The 18554-nt window shown below is 71.2% G+C and carries 14 protein-coding genes; 11 read left to right on the top strand and 3 right to left on the bottom strand.

Going from position 1 to position 18554, the window contains the following annotated elements; all coding sequences use genetic code 11:
- The first annotated feature begins 79 nt into the window (after positions 1–79).
- From ACLE50_RS17645 to ACLE50_RS17630, 4 genes are all read left to right on the top strand, one after another.
- Positions 80–1477 carry an MFS transporter gene (locus ACLE50_RS17645; protein ID WP_410944663.1) on the top strand — a complete coding sequence of 466 codons (1398 nt, stop codon included), beginning with the start codon at positions 80–82 and terminating at the stop codon, positions 1475–1477.
- Between the two features lie 91 nt (positions 1478–1568).
- A complete protein-coding gene (locus ACLE50_RS17640; RefSeq protein WP_410944662.1) occupies positions 1569–2879 on the top strand; it encodes a citrate synthase in 1311 nt (436 codons plus the stop codon).
- 168 nt (positions 2880–3047) lie between these two features.
- On the top strand, positions 3048–4445 hold the full coding sequence (locus ACLE50_RS17635; RefSeq protein ID WP_410944661.1) for a cryptochrome/photolyase family protein: 1398 nt from the start codon (positions 3048–3050) through the stop codon (positions 4443–4445).
- Between the two features lie 159 nt (positions 4446–4604).
- Entirely contained in the window at positions 4605–5975 is a 1371-nt protein-coding gene (locus tag ACLE50_RS17630) for an MFS transporter (protein ID WP_410944660.1), read from the top strand.
- 60 nt (positions 5976–6035) lie between these two features.
- Here the strand turns inward: ACLE50_RS17630 and ACLE50_RS17625 are convergent, their stop codons facing one another.
- Both ACLE50_RS17625 and ACLE50_RS17620 read right to left on the bottom strand, forming a co-directional pair.
- A complete protein-coding gene (locus ACLE50_RS17625) occupies positions 6036–7157 on the bottom strand; it encodes a gamma-glutamylcyclotransferase (RefSeq protein WP_410944659.1) in 1122 nt (373 codons plus the stop codon).
- A gap of 135 nt (positions 7158–7292) precedes the next feature.
- The gene (locus ACLE50_RS17620; protein WP_410944734.1) at positions 7293–9149 is read right to left on the bottom strand and encodes a sigma-54-dependent Fis family transcriptional regulator; all 1857 of its coding nucleotides are present in this window, start codon (positions 9147–9149) and stop codon (positions 7293–7295) included.
- A 469-nt stretch (positions 9150–9618) separates the two neighbouring features.
- Between ACLE50_RS17620 and ACLE50_RS17615 the strand changes: the two genes are divergently transcribed.
- From ACLE50_RS17615 to ACLE50_RS17590, 6 genes are all read left to right on the top strand, one after another.
- Positions 9619–11256, top strand: a complete 1638-nt coding sequence (locus tag ACLE50_RS17615) for a ferritin family protein (RefSeq protein ID WP_410944733.1) — start codon at positions 9619–9621, stop codon at positions 11254–11256.
- Between the two features lie 169 nt (positions 11257–11425).
- On the top strand, positions 11426–12484 hold the full coding sequence (locus ACLE50_RS17610; protein ID WP_410944658.1) for an FAD-binding oxidoreductase: 1059 nt from the start codon (positions 11426–11428) through the stop codon (positions 12482–12484).
- Complete coding sequence (locus ACLE50_RS17605; protein ID WP_410944657.1) at positions 12481–13701, top strand: ferritin family protein; 1221 nt, start codon at positions 12481–12483, stop codon at positions 13699–13701. Before ACLE50_RS17610 ends, ACLE50_RS17605 begins: the two co-directional genes overlap by 4 nt.
- The gene (gene mimD / locus ACLE50_RS17600; RefSeq protein ID WP_410944656.1) at positions 13698–14057 is read left to right on the top strand and encodes a propane 2-monooxygenase effector subunit MimD; all 360 of its coding nucleotides are present in this window, start codon (positions 13698–13700) and stop codon (positions 14055–14057) included. The genes ACLE50_RS17605 and mimD overlap by 4 nt, the downstream gene beginning before the upstream one ends.
- A gap of 196 nt (positions 14058–14253) precedes the next feature.
- Positions 14254–15942: a chaperonin GroEL gene (gene groL, locus ACLE50_RS17595; RefSeq protein ID WP_410944655.1), complete on the top strand. Its 1689-nt coding sequence runs from the start codon at positions 14254–14256 to the stop codon at positions 15940–15942.
- An 82-nt stretch (positions 15943–16024) separates the two neighbouring features.
- Positions 16025–17110 (top strand): amidohydrolase family protein, encoded by a 1086-nt coding sequence (locus ACLE50_RS17590; protein ID WP_410944654.1) that lies wholly within the window; start codon positions 16025–16027, stop codon positions 17108–17110.
- 58 nt (positions 17111–17168) lie between these two features.
- Here the strand turns inward: ACLE50_RS17590 and ACLE50_RS17585 are convergent, their stop codons facing one another.
- Positions 17169–17705 carry a PadR family transcriptional regulator gene (locus ACLE50_RS17585; RefSeq protein ID WP_410944653.1) on the bottom strand — a complete coding sequence of 179 codons (537 nt, stop codon included), beginning with the start codon at positions 17703–17705 and terminating at the stop codon, positions 17169–17171.
- 86 nt (positions 17706–17791) lie between these two features.
- Here ACLE50_RS17585 and ACLE50_RS17580 point away from each other — a divergent pair, with 86 nt between their 5' ends.
- Positions 17792–18466 carry a VC0807 family protein gene (locus ACLE50_RS17580; protein WP_410944652.1) on the top strand — a complete coding sequence of 225 codons (675 nt, stop codon included), beginning with the start codon at positions 17792–17794 and terminating at the stop codon, positions 18464–18466.
- The last annotated feature ends 88 nt before the right edge of the window (positions 18467–18554 follow it).

Below are 18554 nucleotides of genomic sequence, written 5' to 3'. Positions count from 1 at the left end.
CGACCCCGGCGCCGCCCCGGGCCCCGGCCAGGGTGAACCCGGAGGCGGTGCCGCGGGGCCGCGGTGTAGACCTGTCGTCGTGAGCAATCCGAACGACCCGCCGGAGGGTCGGACCGAGCCGGTCGCCGGCCCGACCCGGCCCGTCCGGGGGACCGGACCCGGTGCCACGACGACCCCGACGGCCCGTGGCGGTGCGACTTCCCGGCTCACCGCGCTGCTCCGCTCGACCTTCGCCGACACCACACCGCTGCGCACCCCCGCCTACCGGCGGCTGTGGGCGGCGGGGATCGTCACCGTCATCGGGGCGCAGCTGTCGGTCGTCGCGGTGCCCAAGCAGATCTACGACCTGACCGGCTCGTCGTCCTACGTCGGGCTGACCGGGCTGTTCGGCCTGGTCCCGCTGGTCGTGTTCGGGCTGTGGGGCGGGGCGATCGCCGACGCCGTCGACCGCAGGCTGATGCTGCTGTTCACCGGCTCCGGCATCGCGCTGACCTCGCTGGCGCTGTGGGTGGTGAGCGCGTCCGGCGCCGGGAACGTGTGGGTGGTGCTGTGCCTGTTCGCGGTGCAGTCGGCGATGCTCGCGATGAACCAGCCGACCCGCAGCGCGGTGATCCCGCGGCTCATCCCGGCCGACCAGCTGCCTGCGGCCAACGCGCTGAACATGACGGTCGTGCAGGTCGGCGCGGTCCTCGGGCCGGTGCTGGCCGGGGTGCTGATCCCGCTGGTCGGGCTGCCGACGCTCTACCTGATGGACGCGGTCTTCCTGCTCGCGACGCTGTGGGCCACCTGGCGGCTGCCGCCGCTGCCGACCACCGCCGCCGACGACGGCGCCCGCCGTCCGGCCGGGCTCCGCTCGGTCGTCGACGGGTTCCGCTACGTCGGCACGCAGAAGGTGCTGCTGGTGTCGTTCCTGCTCGACGTCGTCGCGATGGGCTTCGGGATGCCGCGTGCGGTGTTCCCGGAGATGTCGGTGACCTCGTTCGGCGACCCGCCGCAGGGCGGGATCGCGCTGGGCCTGCTGTTCGCGGCGATCCCGATGGGCATGGTCGCCGGCGGGGTGCTGTCCGGCTGGCTGCAGAAGGTGGACCGCCAGGGCGTCGCCGTCGTCGCGGCGATCTGCGTGTGGGGCGGCGGGATCGCGGTGTTCGGGCTGACCGGCTCGCTGTTCCTGGCCGTGCTCGCGCTGGCCGTGGCCGGGGCGGGGGACCTGGTCAGCTCGGTCTACCGCTCCTCGATGCTCCAGTCGGTCGCCACCGACGACATGCGCGGCCGCATGCAGGGCGTCTTCATCGTCGTCGTCGCGGGCGGGCCGCGGCTGGCCGACCTGTGGCACGGCCCGGCGGCCGACGCCGTCGGGCCCGGGCCCACCGCCACCGTCGGTGGACTCGCGGTGATCGCCGGAGCACTGGTGGTGGTCGCGCTGTTCCCGCAGTTCCGGGACTACCGTGCGCCACGAACCGGACATTCTCCGGAGTGAGCCCGGTCGCCGGGCTCCGCCGGAGCCCGGTAAGCGGACTAGCCTCCGCACGAGACCCGATTTGATCCCCGTTGTGAGAGGGAACCTCCACATGTCCGACGAGACCGCCACCCGGCCCGACTCCGCCACCCTCCACTACCCCGGCGGCGAGTTCGAGACGGCGGTGCACACCCCGACCGAGGGCTCGAAGGCCGTCGACGTCAGCAAACTGCTCGCGAAGACCGACCTCATCACCTACGACCCGGGGTTCACGAGCACCGCAGCCTGTTCGTCCGCGATCACCTACATCGACGGCGACGCAGGCATCCTCCGCTACCGCGGCTACCCGATCGACCAGCTGGCGTCGAACTCCTCGTTCCTCGAGGTCAGCTACCTGCTCATCTACGGCGAGCTCCCGACCGAGAAGCAGCTCGGGTCGTGGACCAACGACATCAGCCGGCACACCCTGCTGCACGAGGACCTGAAGAACTTCTTCGACGGCTTCCCGCGTGACGCGCACCCGATGCCGGTGCTGTCCTCGGCGGTCAGCGCGCTGTCCACCTTCTACCAGGACGCGCTCGACCCCTACGACGACAAGGCCGTCGAGCTCTCGACCCGCCGGCTGATGGCGAAGCTGTTCACCATCGCCGCCTACGCGTTCAAGAAGTCGGTCGGCCAGCCCTTCCTCTACCCGGACAACTCGCTGGGCCTGGTGGAGAACTTCCTGCGCATGACGTTCGGCTTCCCGGCCGAGCCCTACGAGGTCGACCCGGACGTCGCCCGCGCGCTGGACACCCTGCTGATCCTGCACGCCGACCACGAGCAGAACTGCTCGACCTCGACCGTTCGTCTGGTCGGGTCCAGCCAGGCGAACATGTTCGCCTCCATCTCCGCCGGCATCAACGCCCTGTTCGGCCCGCTGCACGGCGGCGCCAACCAGGCGGTGCTGGAGATGCTGACCCGGATCAAGGACGTCGAGGACGGCAACGTCGACGCGTTCGTCGAGCGGGTCAAGAACAAGGAGCAGGGCGCCCGCCTGATGGGCTTCGGGCACCGGGTCTACAAGAACTACGACCCGCGCGCGACGATCGTCAAGGAGCAGGCCGAGACGATCCTGAAGAAGCTCGGGATCAACGACCCGCTGCTCGACATCGCGATGCGGCTCGAGGAGAAGGCGCTCGCCGACGACTACTTCGTCGAGCGCAAGCTCTACCCGAACGTCGACTTCTACACCGGCGTCATCTACCGGGCGATGGGCTTCCCGGTGAAGATGTTCACCGTGCTGTTCGCGCTCGGCCGGCTGCCGGGCTGGATCGCGCACTGGCGCGAGATGATGAGCGACCCGCAGAACAAGATCGGTCGCCCGCGTCAGCTCTACATCGGGTCCGGCGAGCGCGCCTACGTCCCGATCGGTCGCCGCTGAGCGACGCCACCGCGCCCGCCCCGCCGAGCCCGGGAGCGGGCCGATGACACCTGGGCCCCGCCGGACACCGGCGGGGCCTTCGTCGTCCCACCGGTGTGTGCACGGTGTGACCGGTCGGGCCGCTGCTCGGCGCGCGGCGGGCATGCGGCCGAACTAGCGTCGTCCGACATGGCCGCCACGCCCACCGCCGTCGTCTGGTTCCGCCGCGACCTGCGGGTCGCCGACCAGCCCACGTTCCTCGCCGCGGACGAGGCCGCCGACCGCGCCTTGGCGCTGTTCGTGCTGGACCCGGCCCTGCTGGGCCCGTCCGGGACACCGCGGGCGAACTTCCTGTACGGCTGCCTGCGGGAGCTGGACGACGCGCTCGGCGGGAAGCTGCTGGTCGTGAAGGGCGACCCGGCCGACGTCGTCCCGCGGGTCGCGAAGGCGGTCGGCGCGGGGACCGTGCACGTCGCGGCCGACTACGGCCCGTACGGCATGCGGCGTGACGAGCAGGTCGAGAAGGTCCTCTCCGACGACGGCGCCGAGCTCGTCCGCACCGGCTCGCCCTACGCCGTCGCGCCCGGTCGGGTGCTGACCGGCGGCGGCGACCGCTACAAGGTGTTCACCCCGTTCAGCCGGGCCTGGGCCGAGCACGGCTGGCGTGCCCCCGCCGACACCGGGGCGGACACGCTGACCTGGATGGACCCGTCGGACACCGACGGCGAACCGCGCGCCGTGCAGATCCCCGACGACGCCGCCTGCGACGCCGAGCTGCCCGAGCCCGGCGAGGCTGCGGCCCAGCGGCGCTGGCACGACTTCCTCGACGAGGGGGTGCAGTCCTACGAGTCCGACCGCGACCTGCCGGCGAAGAAGGGCACCTCGGGGATGTCGCCGTACCTGAAGTACGGCTGCGTGCACCCGCGCACGCTGCTCGCCGACCTGGCGGGGCGGAAGGGGGAGTCGGCGTCGGCGTACCGCACCGAGATCGCCTGGCGCGAGTTCTACGCCGACGTCCTGCACCGCCGCCCCGACTCGGCCCGGCAGAACTACGACAAGGCCTTCGACCACCTCCCGCTGCGCAGCGGCAAGGCCGCCGACGCCGACTTCGCGCGCTGGCAGGAGGGCCGCACCGGTTTCCCGATCGTCGACGCCGGGATGCGCCAGCTGCGCGCCGAGGCGTGGATGCACAACCGGCTGCGGATGATCGTCGCGTCGTTCCTGGTCAAGGACCTGCACCTGCCGTGGTGGTGGGGCGCGCGGCACTTCATGGCGCTGCTCGTCGACGGCGACCTGGCCTCCAACCAGCACGGCTGGCAGTGGACGGCGGGGACGGGGACCGACGCGTCGCCGTACTTCCGGATCTTCAACCCGATCACCCAGGGGGAGCGGTTCGACCCGGCGGGCGACTACGTCCGCCGCTGGGTCCCCGAGCTCGCCGGGATCGAGGGCAAGGCGGTGCACCAGCCGTGGAAGCTGCGCGACGGCATACCGGACGGCTATCCGGAGCCGATGGTCGATCACAAGGCCGAGCGGCAGGAGGCACTGGATCGTTATGAGGACGTGAAGCGAGCGAATCGATCGTGATATCTGCAGGTCGTAGCGGGTGCTCGTGAGGAATCGCACGGGTGTTGTCCGCGGCAACGGCATGGCTGGCGACGGCCGGGTTGCTCCCGTAGCGTCCAGCGGAATCCACGATGCGGAGCGGCCACGGCCGACGGCCGCGTCACCTTTGGGGGGTGTGCGATGAGTTCGCAACCGGCTGGCAAGGCGTCGACCGGCGACGCCGATGAAGTTGAACCGTCCGTCCTGCGGCGGGCGGTCGCCGCGTCTGCCATCGGCAATGCGACCGAGTGGTACGACTACGGCATCTACGGTTACCTGACCGCGGAGCTGACCACAGCCTTCTTCCCCGGTCTGGGGTACCTGGGCACGCTGCTCGGATTCGCCATCTCGTTCGTCCTCCGCCCGCTGGGCGGATTCGTGTGGGGACCGCTCGGCGACCGTCTCGGACGCCAGAAGGTGCTGTCGCTGACGATCGTCCTCATGGGTTGTGCGACGTTCCTGATCGGCGTCGTCCCGTCGTACGGCACGATCGGCGTCCTGGCCCCGATCCTGCTGTTCCTGCTGCGGATCGTGCAGGGCTTCTCCACCGGCGGCGAGTACGGCGGCGCCGCGACCTTCATGGCGGAGTACTCGCCCGACAAGAAGCGCGGTTTCTGGGGCAGCTTCCTGGAGTTCGGCACCCTGGCCGGTCTCACGCTCGCCGTCATCGTCGTGTACGGACTCGAGTCGGCGATCGGCGAACAGGCCATGTCCGACTGGGGCTGGCGTGTTCCGTTCATGCTCGCCCTGCCGCTGGCCCTGATCGGGCTCTACATCCGGACCAAGCTCGAGGACACCCCGGTGTTCCGGGACCTGGAGGAGGCAGGCGAGACCGAGCACGCCGCCACCGGCGCGCTGAAGAACCTGCTGGTCCAGTACTGGAAGCCGATCCTCACGCTGTTCGGTCTGGTCATCGCACTGAACGTCACGCAGTACACGCTGCTGAACTACATGCCGACGTACCTGCAGAACACGATCGGCATGTCCTCCAGCGGCGCCGACACGCTGGCGATCGTCGGGCAGGTCGTCATGATGGTCTTCATCCCGTTCGCCGGGTCGCTGTCGGACCGGATCGGCCGCAAGGCGTGCTGGCTGATCTCGATGGCCGGGTTGTTCGTCCTCGCGGTTCCGATGTATCTGCTGATGGCACAGGGCCTGGCGTGGGCGATCGTCGGTTTCACGGTGCTCGGGCTGGTCTACATCCTGCAGCTCGGCACGATCTCGGCGACCTTCCCCGCGATGTTCCCGACACACGTCCGGTTCGCCGGTATGGCGGTCTCCTACAACGTCGCAACCGCTGCTTTCGGCGGGACCTCGCCGCTGATCGCGGAGAGCCTCGTCGAATCCACCGGCAATCAGCTCATCCCGGCGTTCATGGTGATGGTCTCTTCGGCGATCGGTCTGTTCGCGCTGTACTTCGTGATCGAGACGAAGGGGACGTCGATCCGGGGCCGGGAGATCCCCGGGCTCGCCGAGCACCAGGCGAAGCTGGCGGCCAAAACGGGGTCCTGACCCCACTCTCGTCCCGCACCGGGCCCGTCTCCGCACGTCGGAGGCGGGCCCGGTCGCATGTCAGTGCCTCGCCCACCCGTCGGGCAGCGGGCGCAGTCCGGTGCGCCCGGCGATCCACAACCACGCCCAGCACACGATGCCGTCGGCCAGGGAGACCCGGATCCGCCGGTACTCCGGGCCCTCGTAGCGGTCCAGGTCCGGCATCGCGGCAGCCGGGTCGCCCAGCTCGACGACGTGGCCGGGCACGCCCGTCCCGCCCAGGGTCAGGGCCGGGTAGCCGTGCCCGGTGTCGGCGACGGCGGCCCCGGGCAGCGTCGCAGGCCGGGGCGGCGAGGCGGCGACCTGCTCGATCCGCCACCACGCGCGCTGCCCGGGCATCAGCGAGCCGTAGACGAACACCCGCGAGGGCCACGCCCGCGGGTCCGGGACGCCGTCGACCGTGGTCGCGGCCAGGCCGTCGTCGCCGGGGACACCGGTGAGCAGCGCCGCCCCGGCCTGCCCGACCGCGGTGACCGGCACCGGGACGCCGTCGACCAGCAGCGGGCGGCGGTCGGTGCGGGGGTCGCCCCGCGGGACATCGGGTGCGATGTAGGCGATCGGCCGGTCGAGCACCGCACCGCCCTCGAACACGGGTCCGCCGTCCGGAACCGCACCGCTTTCGAGTACGACGCGGCCGGTCGTGAGGGCGGCCAGCCGGTAGCGGGGCGGCACGGCCACCCGACCCTCGACGACGTCGAGCGCGGCGAACTGCTCCGGCGCGGCGAACCAGACCGCCTGCTCCTCCACGACACCTGGTGCCGCGACCAGCGTCGCCGGGCGCTGCTCATCGACCACGCGCCGCCCGGCCGACCAGACCGCGGAGATCCCCTCGACCCGCGCCCGCAGGCAGACGACCGGACCGGTCAGCCCGCGGTGGCACCGCATCCAAGAGATCTTCGACGGGCAGGCGTTCGAGCCGTACGCGAGCACCGGCACCCGGTCCGCGAGCGGCGCCGCGCCGAGCCCGGTGAGCACGTCGTCCAGGCACCGGCCGTCGAGCGCCCACCCGGACGGCCGCTCCCGGTCCGCGACGACCGGCTGCGCGACCCCGCCGGCGTGCAGGAACGACGCCGGTGGCCGCGCCCCCGGATACGGGTCGGCCGGGAACAGCGCGTCCGGCCAGGGTGGGCCGGGCAGGGTCATGGACGGTCGCGGCGTACCGCCGGGTGGAACATCCCCCGCAGCCACGGCGGGGCCTCGTCCGGGAACACGAAGATCCTGCGCAGCAGCTCCATCACCCGACGGTAGCCGAATCCCTGGCGGCCCGGGGACCCTCGGTCATTCGGACGAGGAAGCGCCCTCCGGCGTCGCGATCCCGTAGCCACGGATCTTGCGGTAGATCGTCGCCCGGCTCATCCCGAGCCGTCGTGCGGCCTCGGCCTTGTTGCCGGAGGCGTCGGTGAGTGCCTCGACGATCGCGTCGCACTCGATCGACTCCAGCGGCGTCAGCACCCGCCGGGTCAGCGCGTGCGCCTCCGGCGGCAGGTCCTCGGGCCGGATCGTGCCGGTCCGCCGGTGCGCGACCACCTTGCGCAGCACCTGGTAGAGCTGGTCGACGTTGCCCGGCCAGCGGTGCCGCATCAGGATCCGCATCGCCTCCGGCGAGCAGGCCAGTTCCGCGCCGCGGGTCAGCCGGGTCAGCAGGTAGGGCACGAGCTCGCCGACGTCCTCGACGTGGTGACGCAGCGGCGGCACCTCCACGGTCCGCGGGAACGCCTGCAGCAGCTCGTCGACCTCGGGGGCGAGGTCGCGGTCGTCGTCGCCGAGAGTGGCGACCACCCACGGCCGTTCGTGGCAGGTGGACTCGCGCAACGGTTCCAGCGCGTCGACCAAGGCGTGCGCACCGGCCGCCGACAGCTTCCCGACGTCGCGGATCACCAGCGTGCCGCCGGCCCCGGCCAGCTCGTCGTGGACCTCGGCGAGCCAGCGCGGGCAGAAGTCACCGGCGTCGAGGATCCGGATGTGCCCGGCGGGGGAGTGCAGGTGGTGCGTCGCCCGGGCGAGCGTCGTGCGCCCGGAGCCGGACTCGCCCTGCAGCACGACCCACTCGTTGGTCCGCAGATGCCGGTCGACGGTCTGTGCGCACTTGGCCCACAGCGCCCCGGACCCGACGGCCGTCGGCAGCGCCGGGCCGGGCACGGCCGGGCCACCGGCGCGGGGGGCCCGCGCCGGGGCGGCGGCGGTGAGGCTGACCTGCAGCACCCCGCCCGACGACCCGCGCTCGGCCCAGCTGGGCCTGCACTGCACCCGCGCGGTCGTCCCGCTCGGCAGGTCGACGACGATCTGCCGCGCCCGCCCGCCGCGCAGTGCCTCGGTGGCCCCGGCCAGCAGCGGCACCTGGTCGCCCGGCGCGATCAGCTCGCGGGCCCGGTCGTTCATCATCACCAGGTCGTCGCCGACGGCGAGCACCGGTGAGTTCCCGGCCCGCGCGACGGCACCCAGATAGTCCTGCAGCAGCGCCAGCTCGCGCCGGCTCGACGCGGCCAGCAGCGCGTCCTCGATCCGCCGGGCGGTCGCGGCCGCGGTGGCCACCATCAGCGAGTTCGCCTCACGCCGCCAGCACGTCAGGTCGACGACGCCGAGGACCTTCCCGGTCACCGGGTGCCGGATCGGCGCTCCGGCGCACGCCAGGTCCTCCAGGTGCTCGACGAAGTGCTCGTGCCCGAACACCTCCGTCGGCCGGCGGCCCTCCAGCGCGGTGCCGATGCCGTTGGTGCCGACGTGGCGCTCGGCGTAGGAGAAGCCGGGCGCGAGCCACACCCGGTCCAGGTGCCGGCCCAGCGCGGAGTCACCGGTCCGCCGGTCGAGCACGACGCCGTCGTGGTCGCAGAGGATCAGGCTCACCGGCTCGGTCGTGAACTGGTCGGCGAGCTCGGCCACGACCGGGCTCGCGGCCCGGGTCAGCGGACAGTCGGCGTCGGCGCCGATCTCGGGCAGGTCGATCGAGTCGGCCGGGACGTCCATGTCCCGGGACCGGATCCAGGACGCCAGGATCGGCGCCCGCACGGCCCCGGAGGTGACCACCGGGGACGCCGTGTCGTGGTGCAGAAAGGCCTCGCGGGCAGCGGCGATCCGTTCGGCCGCAGCCGACTCGGCACGTACCGCCGGTCTGTCGTCGTGCACGTCCTCGGGCACGGAAGTCAACGCGAGCCTCCTTGCCGGCGTCGAGATCAGGACACACCCGAGTCCCACGCGTGCAGCGGTGACCTGCACGGACATCGGGTGTGGCGGCGACGGTACGCGCCGCACAAGCAAGATCACCAGACGCCGGCCGGGGCCCGCGTCTCATATTGAGACCGCTACTGCCGCATGAGTTCAGTGTGATGTGGAGCACGGAACGACCGGCATCGGGGCCGCGGACACCATCCGTGCCATCCCCGCATCGCCGGTGGGTCCGACGTTCGATCACCCGCACCGGGGCACCCGCGCTCGCCCCGAGGTCCGGCGGTCGGGCGAGGCGGGATGCACCGCGACGACGCGCTCACCCCTCGGTCGAGGGGGCCCGCGGGGCGTGACGTCGCCGGCCCGCACGTACGACGCACGACCGCACGGACCGCGATCCGACCACCCACCACCGTGAGGAGACGACGTGAGTCGGCAGAGCTTGGCGAAGGCCCACCAGAAGATCCAGGAGCTCTCCTGGGAGCCGCAGTACCACGAGCCGTACATGAAGTACGGCACGGACTACACCTTCAAGAAGGCGGCCAAGAAGGACCCGCTCAAGCAGGTCCTGCGGTCCTACTTCCCGATGGAGGAGGAGAAGGACCACCGGGTCTACGGCGCCCAGGACGGTGCCATCCGCGGGAACATGTTCCGCCAGGTGCAGGAGCGCTGGCTGGAGTGGCAGAAGCTGTTCCTGTCGATCATCCCGCTGCCGGAGATCTCCGCGGCGCGCTCGATGCCGATGCTGTTCCACGCGGTCCCGAACCCGGAGCTGCACAACGGCCAGGCGATCCAGATGATCGACGAGGTCCGGCACTCGACGATCCAGCAGAACCTCAAGCGCCTGTACATGAACAACTACATCGACCCGGCGGGCTTCAACAACTCGCTGCGGAACTTCCAGTCGGACTACTGCGGCACCATCGGCCGCCAGTTCGCGGAGGGGTTCATCACCGGTGACGCGATCACCGCCGCGTCGATCTACCTGACGATCGTCGCGGAGACCGCGTTCACGAACACCCTGTTCGTCGCGATGCCGGCCGAGGCCGCCGCGAACGGCGACTACCTGCTGCCGACGGTGTTCCACTCGGTGCAGTCCGACGAGTCCCGGCACATCTCCAACGGGTACGCGACCCTGCTCATGGCACTGTCCGACGAGGACAACCGCCAGCTGCTCGAGCGCGACCTGCGGTACGCGTGGTGGAACAACCACCGCGTCGTCGACGCCGCGATCGGCACGTTCATCGAGTACGGCACCAAGGACCGGCGCAAGGACCGCGAGTCCTACGCCGAGATGTGGCGCCGCTGGATCTACGACGACTACTACCGCAGCTACCTGCTGCCGCTCGAGAAGTACGGCCTGGTCATCCCGCACGACCTGGTCGAGGAGTCCTGGAACCAGATCTGGAACAAGGGCTACGTCCACGAGGTCGCGCAGTTCTTCGCCACCGGCTGGTGCGCCAACTACTGGCGGATCGACGGCATGACCGACGAGGACTTCGAGTGGTTCGAGTACAAGTACCCGGGCTGGTACGACCGGTACGGCAAGTGGTGGGAGAACTACAACCGCCTCGCCAAGCCGAACGGGCACAACGCGATCGTCGCCGAGGACGTCGACTACGTGTACCCGCACCGCTGCTGGACCTGCATGGTCCCGTGCCTGGTGCGTGAGGACATGGTCGTGGACAAGGTGGACGGCCAGTGGCGCACCTACTGCCACGAGGTCTGCCGCTGGACCGACGCCGAGGCGTTCCGCCCGACCTACCAGGGCCGCGAGACGCCGAACATGGGCAAGCTCGTCGGCCACCGCGAGTGGGAGACGCTCTACCACGGGTGGAACTGGGCCGACGTCGTCCAGGACATGGGCTTCGTGCGCGACGACGGCAAGACCCTCACCGCGCAGCCGCACCTGGATCTGGACCCGAAGAAGATGTGGACCCTGGACCACATGCGGCGGATGCCGCACCTGCAGAGCCCGAACGTGCTGCTCAACGAGATGAGCGACGCCGAGCGCGAGGCGTTCGTGGCCGACTACAACCGCCAGGGGCCGGGAGGCCGGCCCGCGCCCGCCGACGCCTGAGCGCGGGTCAGGCGAGGGAGGGGGCCCGCGCCGCCGCGCGTGGTGAGGGCCTCTTCCCGCGGTCCGGCCGGGGTGTCGTCATCCCCGGCCGGGCCCCCCGCCCTGCCCCCAGCAGCTCAGCACCTGTCGCCGCGCACGCTCCGCGAGTTCACGGAAGGTGGTTCCCGTCGTGGGTGAGAAACACGTCGTGCGGTTCGAACCGGTCGGCATCGAGATCGAGGTCGACTCCGACCAGAACATCCTCCGCGCAGCGGCCGAGCAGGGCGTCCAGCTCATGCACGGCTGCAAGGAGGGTCAGTGCGCCGCCTGCAAGTCGTTCGTCCTGGACGGCGACGACATCGAGTACGACAGCTACTCCACGTTCGCGCTGCCCGACTACGAGAAGGAGGAGGGCCAGACCCTGCTCTGCCGGGCGCACGCCTACGAGGATCTGACGATCGAGCTCCTCAACTACGACGAGGAGATCATCCGGTCCGGCCTGCCGCTCACGAAGGGCGTCGTCGAGGTCGTCTCCAACGAGCCGGTCACCCACGACATGCGGCACCTCACGGTGAAGCTCGTGGAGCCCTCGGAGATCAAGTTCTTCCCGGGCCAGTACATGGACTTCGTCGTCCCGGGGACCGAGGAGACCCGGTCGTTCTCGATGGCGAACGTCCCCAACCGCGACGGGCTCTACGAGTTCGTCGTGAAGGTCTATCCGGACGGGCTGTTCTCCGAGTACCTGGACAAGAAGCTGCAGGTCGGTGACCGGCTCGACGTGGAGGCCCCGTTCGGGACGTTCACGCTCCGCCAGAACCGCAGCAGCGACATCGTGTTCGTCGGCGGCGGCGCCGGCATGGCCCCGGTCCTGGGCCTGCTGCGTGCGATGGCCGATGGCGGCGTCGAACGCAAGCCGCGCTTCTACTACGGCGCCCGCACCGCCAAGGACCTGTGTTTCGAGAAGGAGATCGAGGAGCTGGGTACCAAGCTCAACGACTTCCGCTACGTCCCCGCGCTGTCCGAGCCGGACAGTCTCGACAGCCAGGGGTGGTCCGGCGAGACCGGACTGATCACCGAGGTGCTCGACCGCAACGAGACCGACCTGAAGGGAGCCGATGCCTACGTCTGCGGCCCGCCGCCGATGGTCGATGCGGCGATCGCGACGCTCACCCGGCTGGGCGTGAGCGAGCAGAACATCTTCTACGACAGGTTCACCACCACCGGTGAGCAGGAAGAGGACGGCCAGTGACCACCACAGAGCGCACCACCCCGCAGGACAACGAGTCCCCGGAGGAGTCGCAGCGCAGCGTCCCCAGGCCCGTGTTCACCGACGCCGAGGCCGGGGCCCGCACGTTCCCCGACTCCGGTCCGGACGCGCGCCACTTCAACTACTACAAACCGGCGAAGCGCAAGCAGACCCTCTACGAGGACACGACCGTCGAGGTCCAGCCGGACCCGCGGCACTACCTCACCCAGGGCTGGATCTACGGCTTCGCCGACGGCACCGGCGGCTACCCGCTGCACTGGACGAAGCTGAAGGCCTGGGGCGTCGACGAGCCGGAGCCGCAGCGCGGCCCGGGCAGCGGCGGCCGCCCGGTGGAGAACTGGCCTGCCCACGGCTGGCACGAGTTCCGCGACCCCAACGAGGAGTGGGAGCAGAGCCTCTACCGGTACAACGCCAACGTCGTCCGGCAGCTGACCCAGAACGTCGACAACGCCCGCAACGCCAAGGCGTTCGAGATGTGGAACCCGAACTGGGTGCGCTTCGTCGAGCGCAACGTCGGCGCCTGGATGCACTTCGAGCACGTCCTGGGGCTCTACGTCTTCGCCTCCAACGAGCGCTCGGCGCCGACGAACATGCACAACACGGCGCTGGCCGCGAACTCCACCCGCAAGATCCGGTTCGCCCAGGACCTGGCGCTCTACAACCTCACCCTCTCCGAGGAGATCGAGGGCTTCGAGGGATCGGCCCACCTGCAGGCGTGGAACGAGGCCCCGGAGTGGCAGGGCGCGCGGAAGTTCTGCGAGGCACTGACCGCGGTCCAGGACGACTGGGGCGAGGCGGTCTTCGCGGCGAACGTCGTGTTCGAGCCGCTGATCGGCGAGCTGTTCCGGTCCAACCTGGTCATGCAGTCCGCGGCACCGAACGGCGACTTCGTCACCCCGACGGTGATGGGGGCCGGCGAGTACGACTACGCCCAGCGTGACCTGCGCTGGACGATCGCCTGCTTCGCGCCGCTCAACCACGACCGCGAGTTCTCCGGCTACAACCAGGACCTCATGAACGGCTGGCTGCGTACCTACGTGCCGCAGGCCCTCGAGGCCGCACGGACGATGCAGCCGATGTGGTCGCAGGTCGACTCCAAGCCGCCGACCTTCGAGGACTCGCTGGACCGCGCCAAGAGCCGCTTCTCCGGGATCTGCACCGATCTCGGTCTCGACGTGCCCGAGGAGATCAAGCAGTGAGCACCGAGAGCCCCTTCAAACAGGACAGCACCGCGTCGAACATGTGCGGGTTCACCCTGATGAACAACCAGATCGGCGCGATCATGGCCGACGTGCTGGACCGTCAGGACAACGTGACCGTCCAGCACCTGCCCTCGATGATCCGCGTCGACGGCACCGGCATGTTCGAGGTCGACTACGCCGCCATGGACGAGGAGGCCGGCCACGAGGACGGCTGGTTCGACGCGGCGGAGTTCGAGGAGAACATGTCGACCCACTACGGGCGCATGGTCCACCTCGACGACAAGACGATCATGTTCGCCAATCCCGAGGACGCCGCCGAGTACATCGACTTCGACCTGAAGCCGGTGACCTGACGCCCGGCGGCTCGCAGCACGTCCCTCACTGCACCATGCGCCGCACCGCCCGGGAGACGACCCGGCGCGGACCACCACACCCGAGCCGGCTCGGGCGGTGCGGCGTTCGCACGTACCCGCGGCCCGGTGTCACCACGGCCGCGGCGGTTGATCCGCACCCGCGCACTGGACCAACTCTCTCCGGGAGGACCCCACCATGGCCAAGGAACTCCGCTTCGGCGCCCAGGGCCGCCATCTGCTGCAGGCCGGCGTCGACCAGCTGGCCGAAGCCGTCAAGAGCACGCTCGGGCCCAAGGGCCGCAACGTGATCCTGGAGAAGATCACCGGCTCGCCCGAGGTCACCAACGACGGCGTCACCATCGCCCGCGAGATCCACCTGCGCGACCCGTTCGCGAACATGGGCGCGCAGCTGGTCAAGGAGGCGGCGGTCAAGACCAACGACACCGTCGGCGACGGCACCACCACGGCCACGGTGATCGCGCAGGCGATCGTGCACGAGGGCATGGCCGCGATCGAGGGCGGTGGCAACCCGGTGCTGGTCAAGCGGGGCATCGACCTCGCCGTCGGCGCGCTGGTGGACCGGCTGCAGGCGGTCGCGCACCCGGTGGACGGCGAGGAGGACTACGCCCGCGTCGCCGCGATCTCCGCCAACGACGACGAGGCCATCGGCCGGGTCGTCGCGCAGGCGCTGCACACCGTCGGCGACGACGGCGTGGTCACCGTCGACGACGCGCCGGTCCCGGGCATCTCGGTGTCGTTCGTGGAGGACTTCGAGTTCGACAACGGTTACGTCTCGCCCTACATGGTGACCAACCCGGGCACCCTCGAGGCGATCGTCGACGACCCCTACATCCTGTTCTCCGCGGAGAAGATCCGCGACGTCCAGCAGCTCATGCCGGTGCTCGACCGGATCATGCGCAACGGGCCGGCCCCGCTGGTCGTCGTCGCCGAGACCGTCGAGGGCACGGCGCTGCAGATGCTGGTGCACAACCACGTCAACGGGCACCTGCAGGCCGTCGCGATCAAGGCGCCCGGCTTCGGGGAGAAGCGCATCCACCTGCTCGAGGACATGGCCGCGCTGTGCGGCGGCAAGGTGCACTCCAAGAGCTCGTCGTTCTCCCTGGACCAGATCGACGTCGACCACCTCGGCCGGGCCGGGCAGGTCCGGGTGACCAGCGAGAACACCACGATCATCGGTGGCAAGGGCGACCGCGGCGCGCTGGAGCAGCGGCTGTCGCAGCTGCGCGCCGAGCTGGCCAGGGCCACGATCGGCACCGACGAGGACTTCTTCTCCGACCGCATCGCCCGGCTGTCGGGCAAGGCCGCGATCATCTCGGTCGGCGCGCCCACCAACGCCGAGGCCCGCGAGGTCCGGCACCGCGTCGACGACTCGCTGCAGGCGACCCGGGCCGCGGTGGCCGAGGGCATCGTCGCAGGCGGCGGTGCGGCGCTGCTGCACGCGGAGTCCGCACTCGACGACCTGGACGTCACCGGGGACTACCGGATCGGCGTCGAGATCGTGCGGCACACGCTGGCCGAGATGGTGCACCTCATCGCGTCCAACGCCGGCTACGACGGCGACGACGTGGTCAAGCAGGTGACCGCGATGGACGCCGACTCCGGTTTCGACGCCCTGGAGGGCCGCTTCGGGAACATGGTCGAGATGGGGATCATCGACCCGCTGCGGGTGGTGCGCTCCGCCCTGCAGAACGGCGCGTCGGTCGCCGGGCTGATCCTCACCACCAACTCGCTGGTCGCCGAGGAGGTCACGCCGTGGAACAAGGCGCTGATGACCGAGTTCGGTGAGCTCGACGAGGGCATCCCGCAGCCCAGCCCGGACTCCAGCACGCCGCAGTCGCTGGGCCTCGGCCCGTCGATGGGCTGACGCGGGACGCCGGCAGCGGGGAGGGGGTGTGGTGAGGGGTTCCGGGAACGGGCGGTGCTCCGGCACGGGATCGCCCACGGTCGTGGACGCGCAGGTGCACGGCTGGGACGGGCGCCCGCACAACCAGGCGGGCCCGGCCGGTGAGCAGTTCGTCGCCGACCTGCACCACCGGCACCGCATGGTGGACCCCTCGCCCCGCCCGCTGTCCGACGACGCGTTCGGCCTGGTCACCCCGGACGCGCTCGCCGCACACGTGCTGTCGGCCGTCGACCGGGCGGTGCTCGTGCCTGCGACCTGGTCGGACCTGTTCGTGCTCGGGTTCGCCGCGCCCGCCTGGCACGCCGAGCTCGCCGCGGAGCACCCAGGACGCCTGGTGCTCTCCGGCGAGCTCGACCCGGCCGACCGGGACCGGGCGCGGGGGATCGGGGTGCAGGTGAGCAGGGCCGGGTACGGCGGGCTCACCGTGCTGCCCGGGCGGCGGCCGGAGGCCGCGGTGTCGCTGCGCGCCCCGTGGCTGCGGCGCACCCTGGCCCGCGCCGAGCAGGCCGGGGCCGGGGTGGTGCACCTCGGGGTCGCCCCCACGGCGCGGCCGCCGCACGGGGCGGCGGACTGGGCGTACGCCGGTGTCGTCGACGACAGCGAGGCGGCTCCCCGGCCCCGCTGGCCGTCCTGGGCCGAACCGGTCCGGGCCGGGTCGGCGCTGCCGGTGCGTGCCCGGTCCGCCGGTCCGCTGCCGGCAGGCGGGTTCGACCCCGCCGAGCTGGGGGAGCTGGCCGGGGCGCTGCCCCGGGTCCGGTTCGTGCTGGGGGCCGGGTCGCTGGCGCTGCCGTCGCTGTTGCGGCTGGCGCGGCGGCCGAACGTGCACGTGCTGCTCACCGACGTCCTCATCGGACTCCGGCGGGCGCCGGTCCCGGCAGCCCGCGCGCTGGGGGAGCTGCTGGCCGCGTTCGGGCCGGACCGGCTGATGTTCGGCAGCGGCTACCCGCTCGCGCGCCCGGCCCGGCTGGTCCGCGACCTGATGACCTTTACCTACCCGGAGCCGCTGCGCGGGCAGTACCCCGAGCTCGACGACGACGTCCGCGAGGCGCTGCTCGGCGGGACCGCGGCCCGGCTCTACGACCTGGGCGACCCCGTCCCGCCCCGGGCGTCGCTCCGGCGGAGCCGCTGAGGTCGTCCCCGGCGGCGGAGTCGCTGAGGCCATCACCGACGACGGGGCCGCTGAACGCTCACGCCGGCTTCTCGTCGCGCAGGCGCTCGGCCGCCCACCGGGCCCAGTCCCGCACCGCCTCGTACTGGCGCAGGCCGTACTCCGCGGCGAGCTGCCCGAAGCCATCGGCGCCGAGCAGCGGGCCGTCGTCGGGGTGGGCCTCGCGGACCGCGCGCAGCTCGGCGGCCGCGTCGCCGGTGCTCTCCGCGATCTGCTCCAACAGGGCCAGCGCGTCGTCGTGGGGGAGAGCGGAGATCAGGAACATCCGCAGGACGTACTCGTTGCGGGCTCGGGTGGGCCCGGGCGGGGACATCAGCCAGCGGTGCAGCTCCGTGCGGCCGGTCTCGGTGACGGTGTAGGTCTTCGCCCCGCGCGCGCCCTCGGCGGTGACCTCGGCGAGGCCGTCCTCGGCCATCCGGTTCAGCTCCGGGTAGACGCTGGTGTGCCCGGCCTGCCAGGCGTGCCGGCCCAGGTCTCCCTCGAACTCCTTCGCCAGCTCGTAGCCGGTGCTGGGCCGGACGGCGAGCAGTCCGAGCAGTGCGTGTCGTAGTGACATGTGACAACCTTACCTGTCACAACCGACATGTGAACAGTGACCTGTCAGTATTGACATGTCATAGGTGAGGGGTGGACGCTTCGGTCATGACGACGAACGCGACCTCCGCGGCGACCGACACACGAGAGGTGACCACCGTGGCCGAGAACAACGCCTCGATCCCGGCCGGGCCCGGCATGCTGCTGCGTGGCCTGGCCCTCGACGTCGGCCTGCCGGTCGCCGTCTACTACCTGCTGTTCCTGTGCGGCGCACCGGATCCGGTCTCGCTGCTGGCGGCCTCCGGCGTCGCCGCGGCGCGGGTGGTCTGGTCGGCGGTGCGCCGCCGCACGCTGAACGCGTTCGCCACCGTCATGCTGATCGTCTACGGGGCCGGGTTCCTGCTCGTGTTCGTCAGCGGGGACCCGCGGTCGCTGCTGCTGCGGACGTCGCTGATCAGTGCGGCGCTCGGCGTGGTGTTCCTGGTGACCGCGATCCGTGGCCGCCGTCCGCTGACCTTGGCCGCGATGCAGAGCTTCGCGCCGGACAAGGCCGCCGGCGCGGCCCGGGAGTTCGAGAGCGATCCCGCCGTGCGGCACGGCCACCGCGTCTCCTCGACCGTGTGGGGCGTCGGACTGCTGGCGGAGGCGGCGCTGCGGGTCCCGATGGTCTACCTGCTCCCGATCCCGGTCGCCGTCGGCGCCACCGAGGCGCTGCTGGTGGTTACGCTGGTGGCACTGGCCGCGTGGAACGTCTGGTACGTGCGGCGGGCGCGGGCGCGCTGACCCGCCGGGTGCTGCCCGCCTGTAACGGTGATGATCGAGCTCGCGAAGAATAGGTAAGCCTTACCGACGCAACGGGTGTCGGAGGCGG

The sequence above is a fragment of the Pseudonocardia phyllosphaerae genome (assembly GCF_046546475.1).
GTDB lineage: Bacteria > Actinomycetota > Actinomycetes > Mycobacteriales > Pseudonocardiaceae > Pseudonocardia > Pseudonocardia phyllosphaerae.
This window is presented reverse-complemented; position numbering and strand designations above follow the sequence as displayed.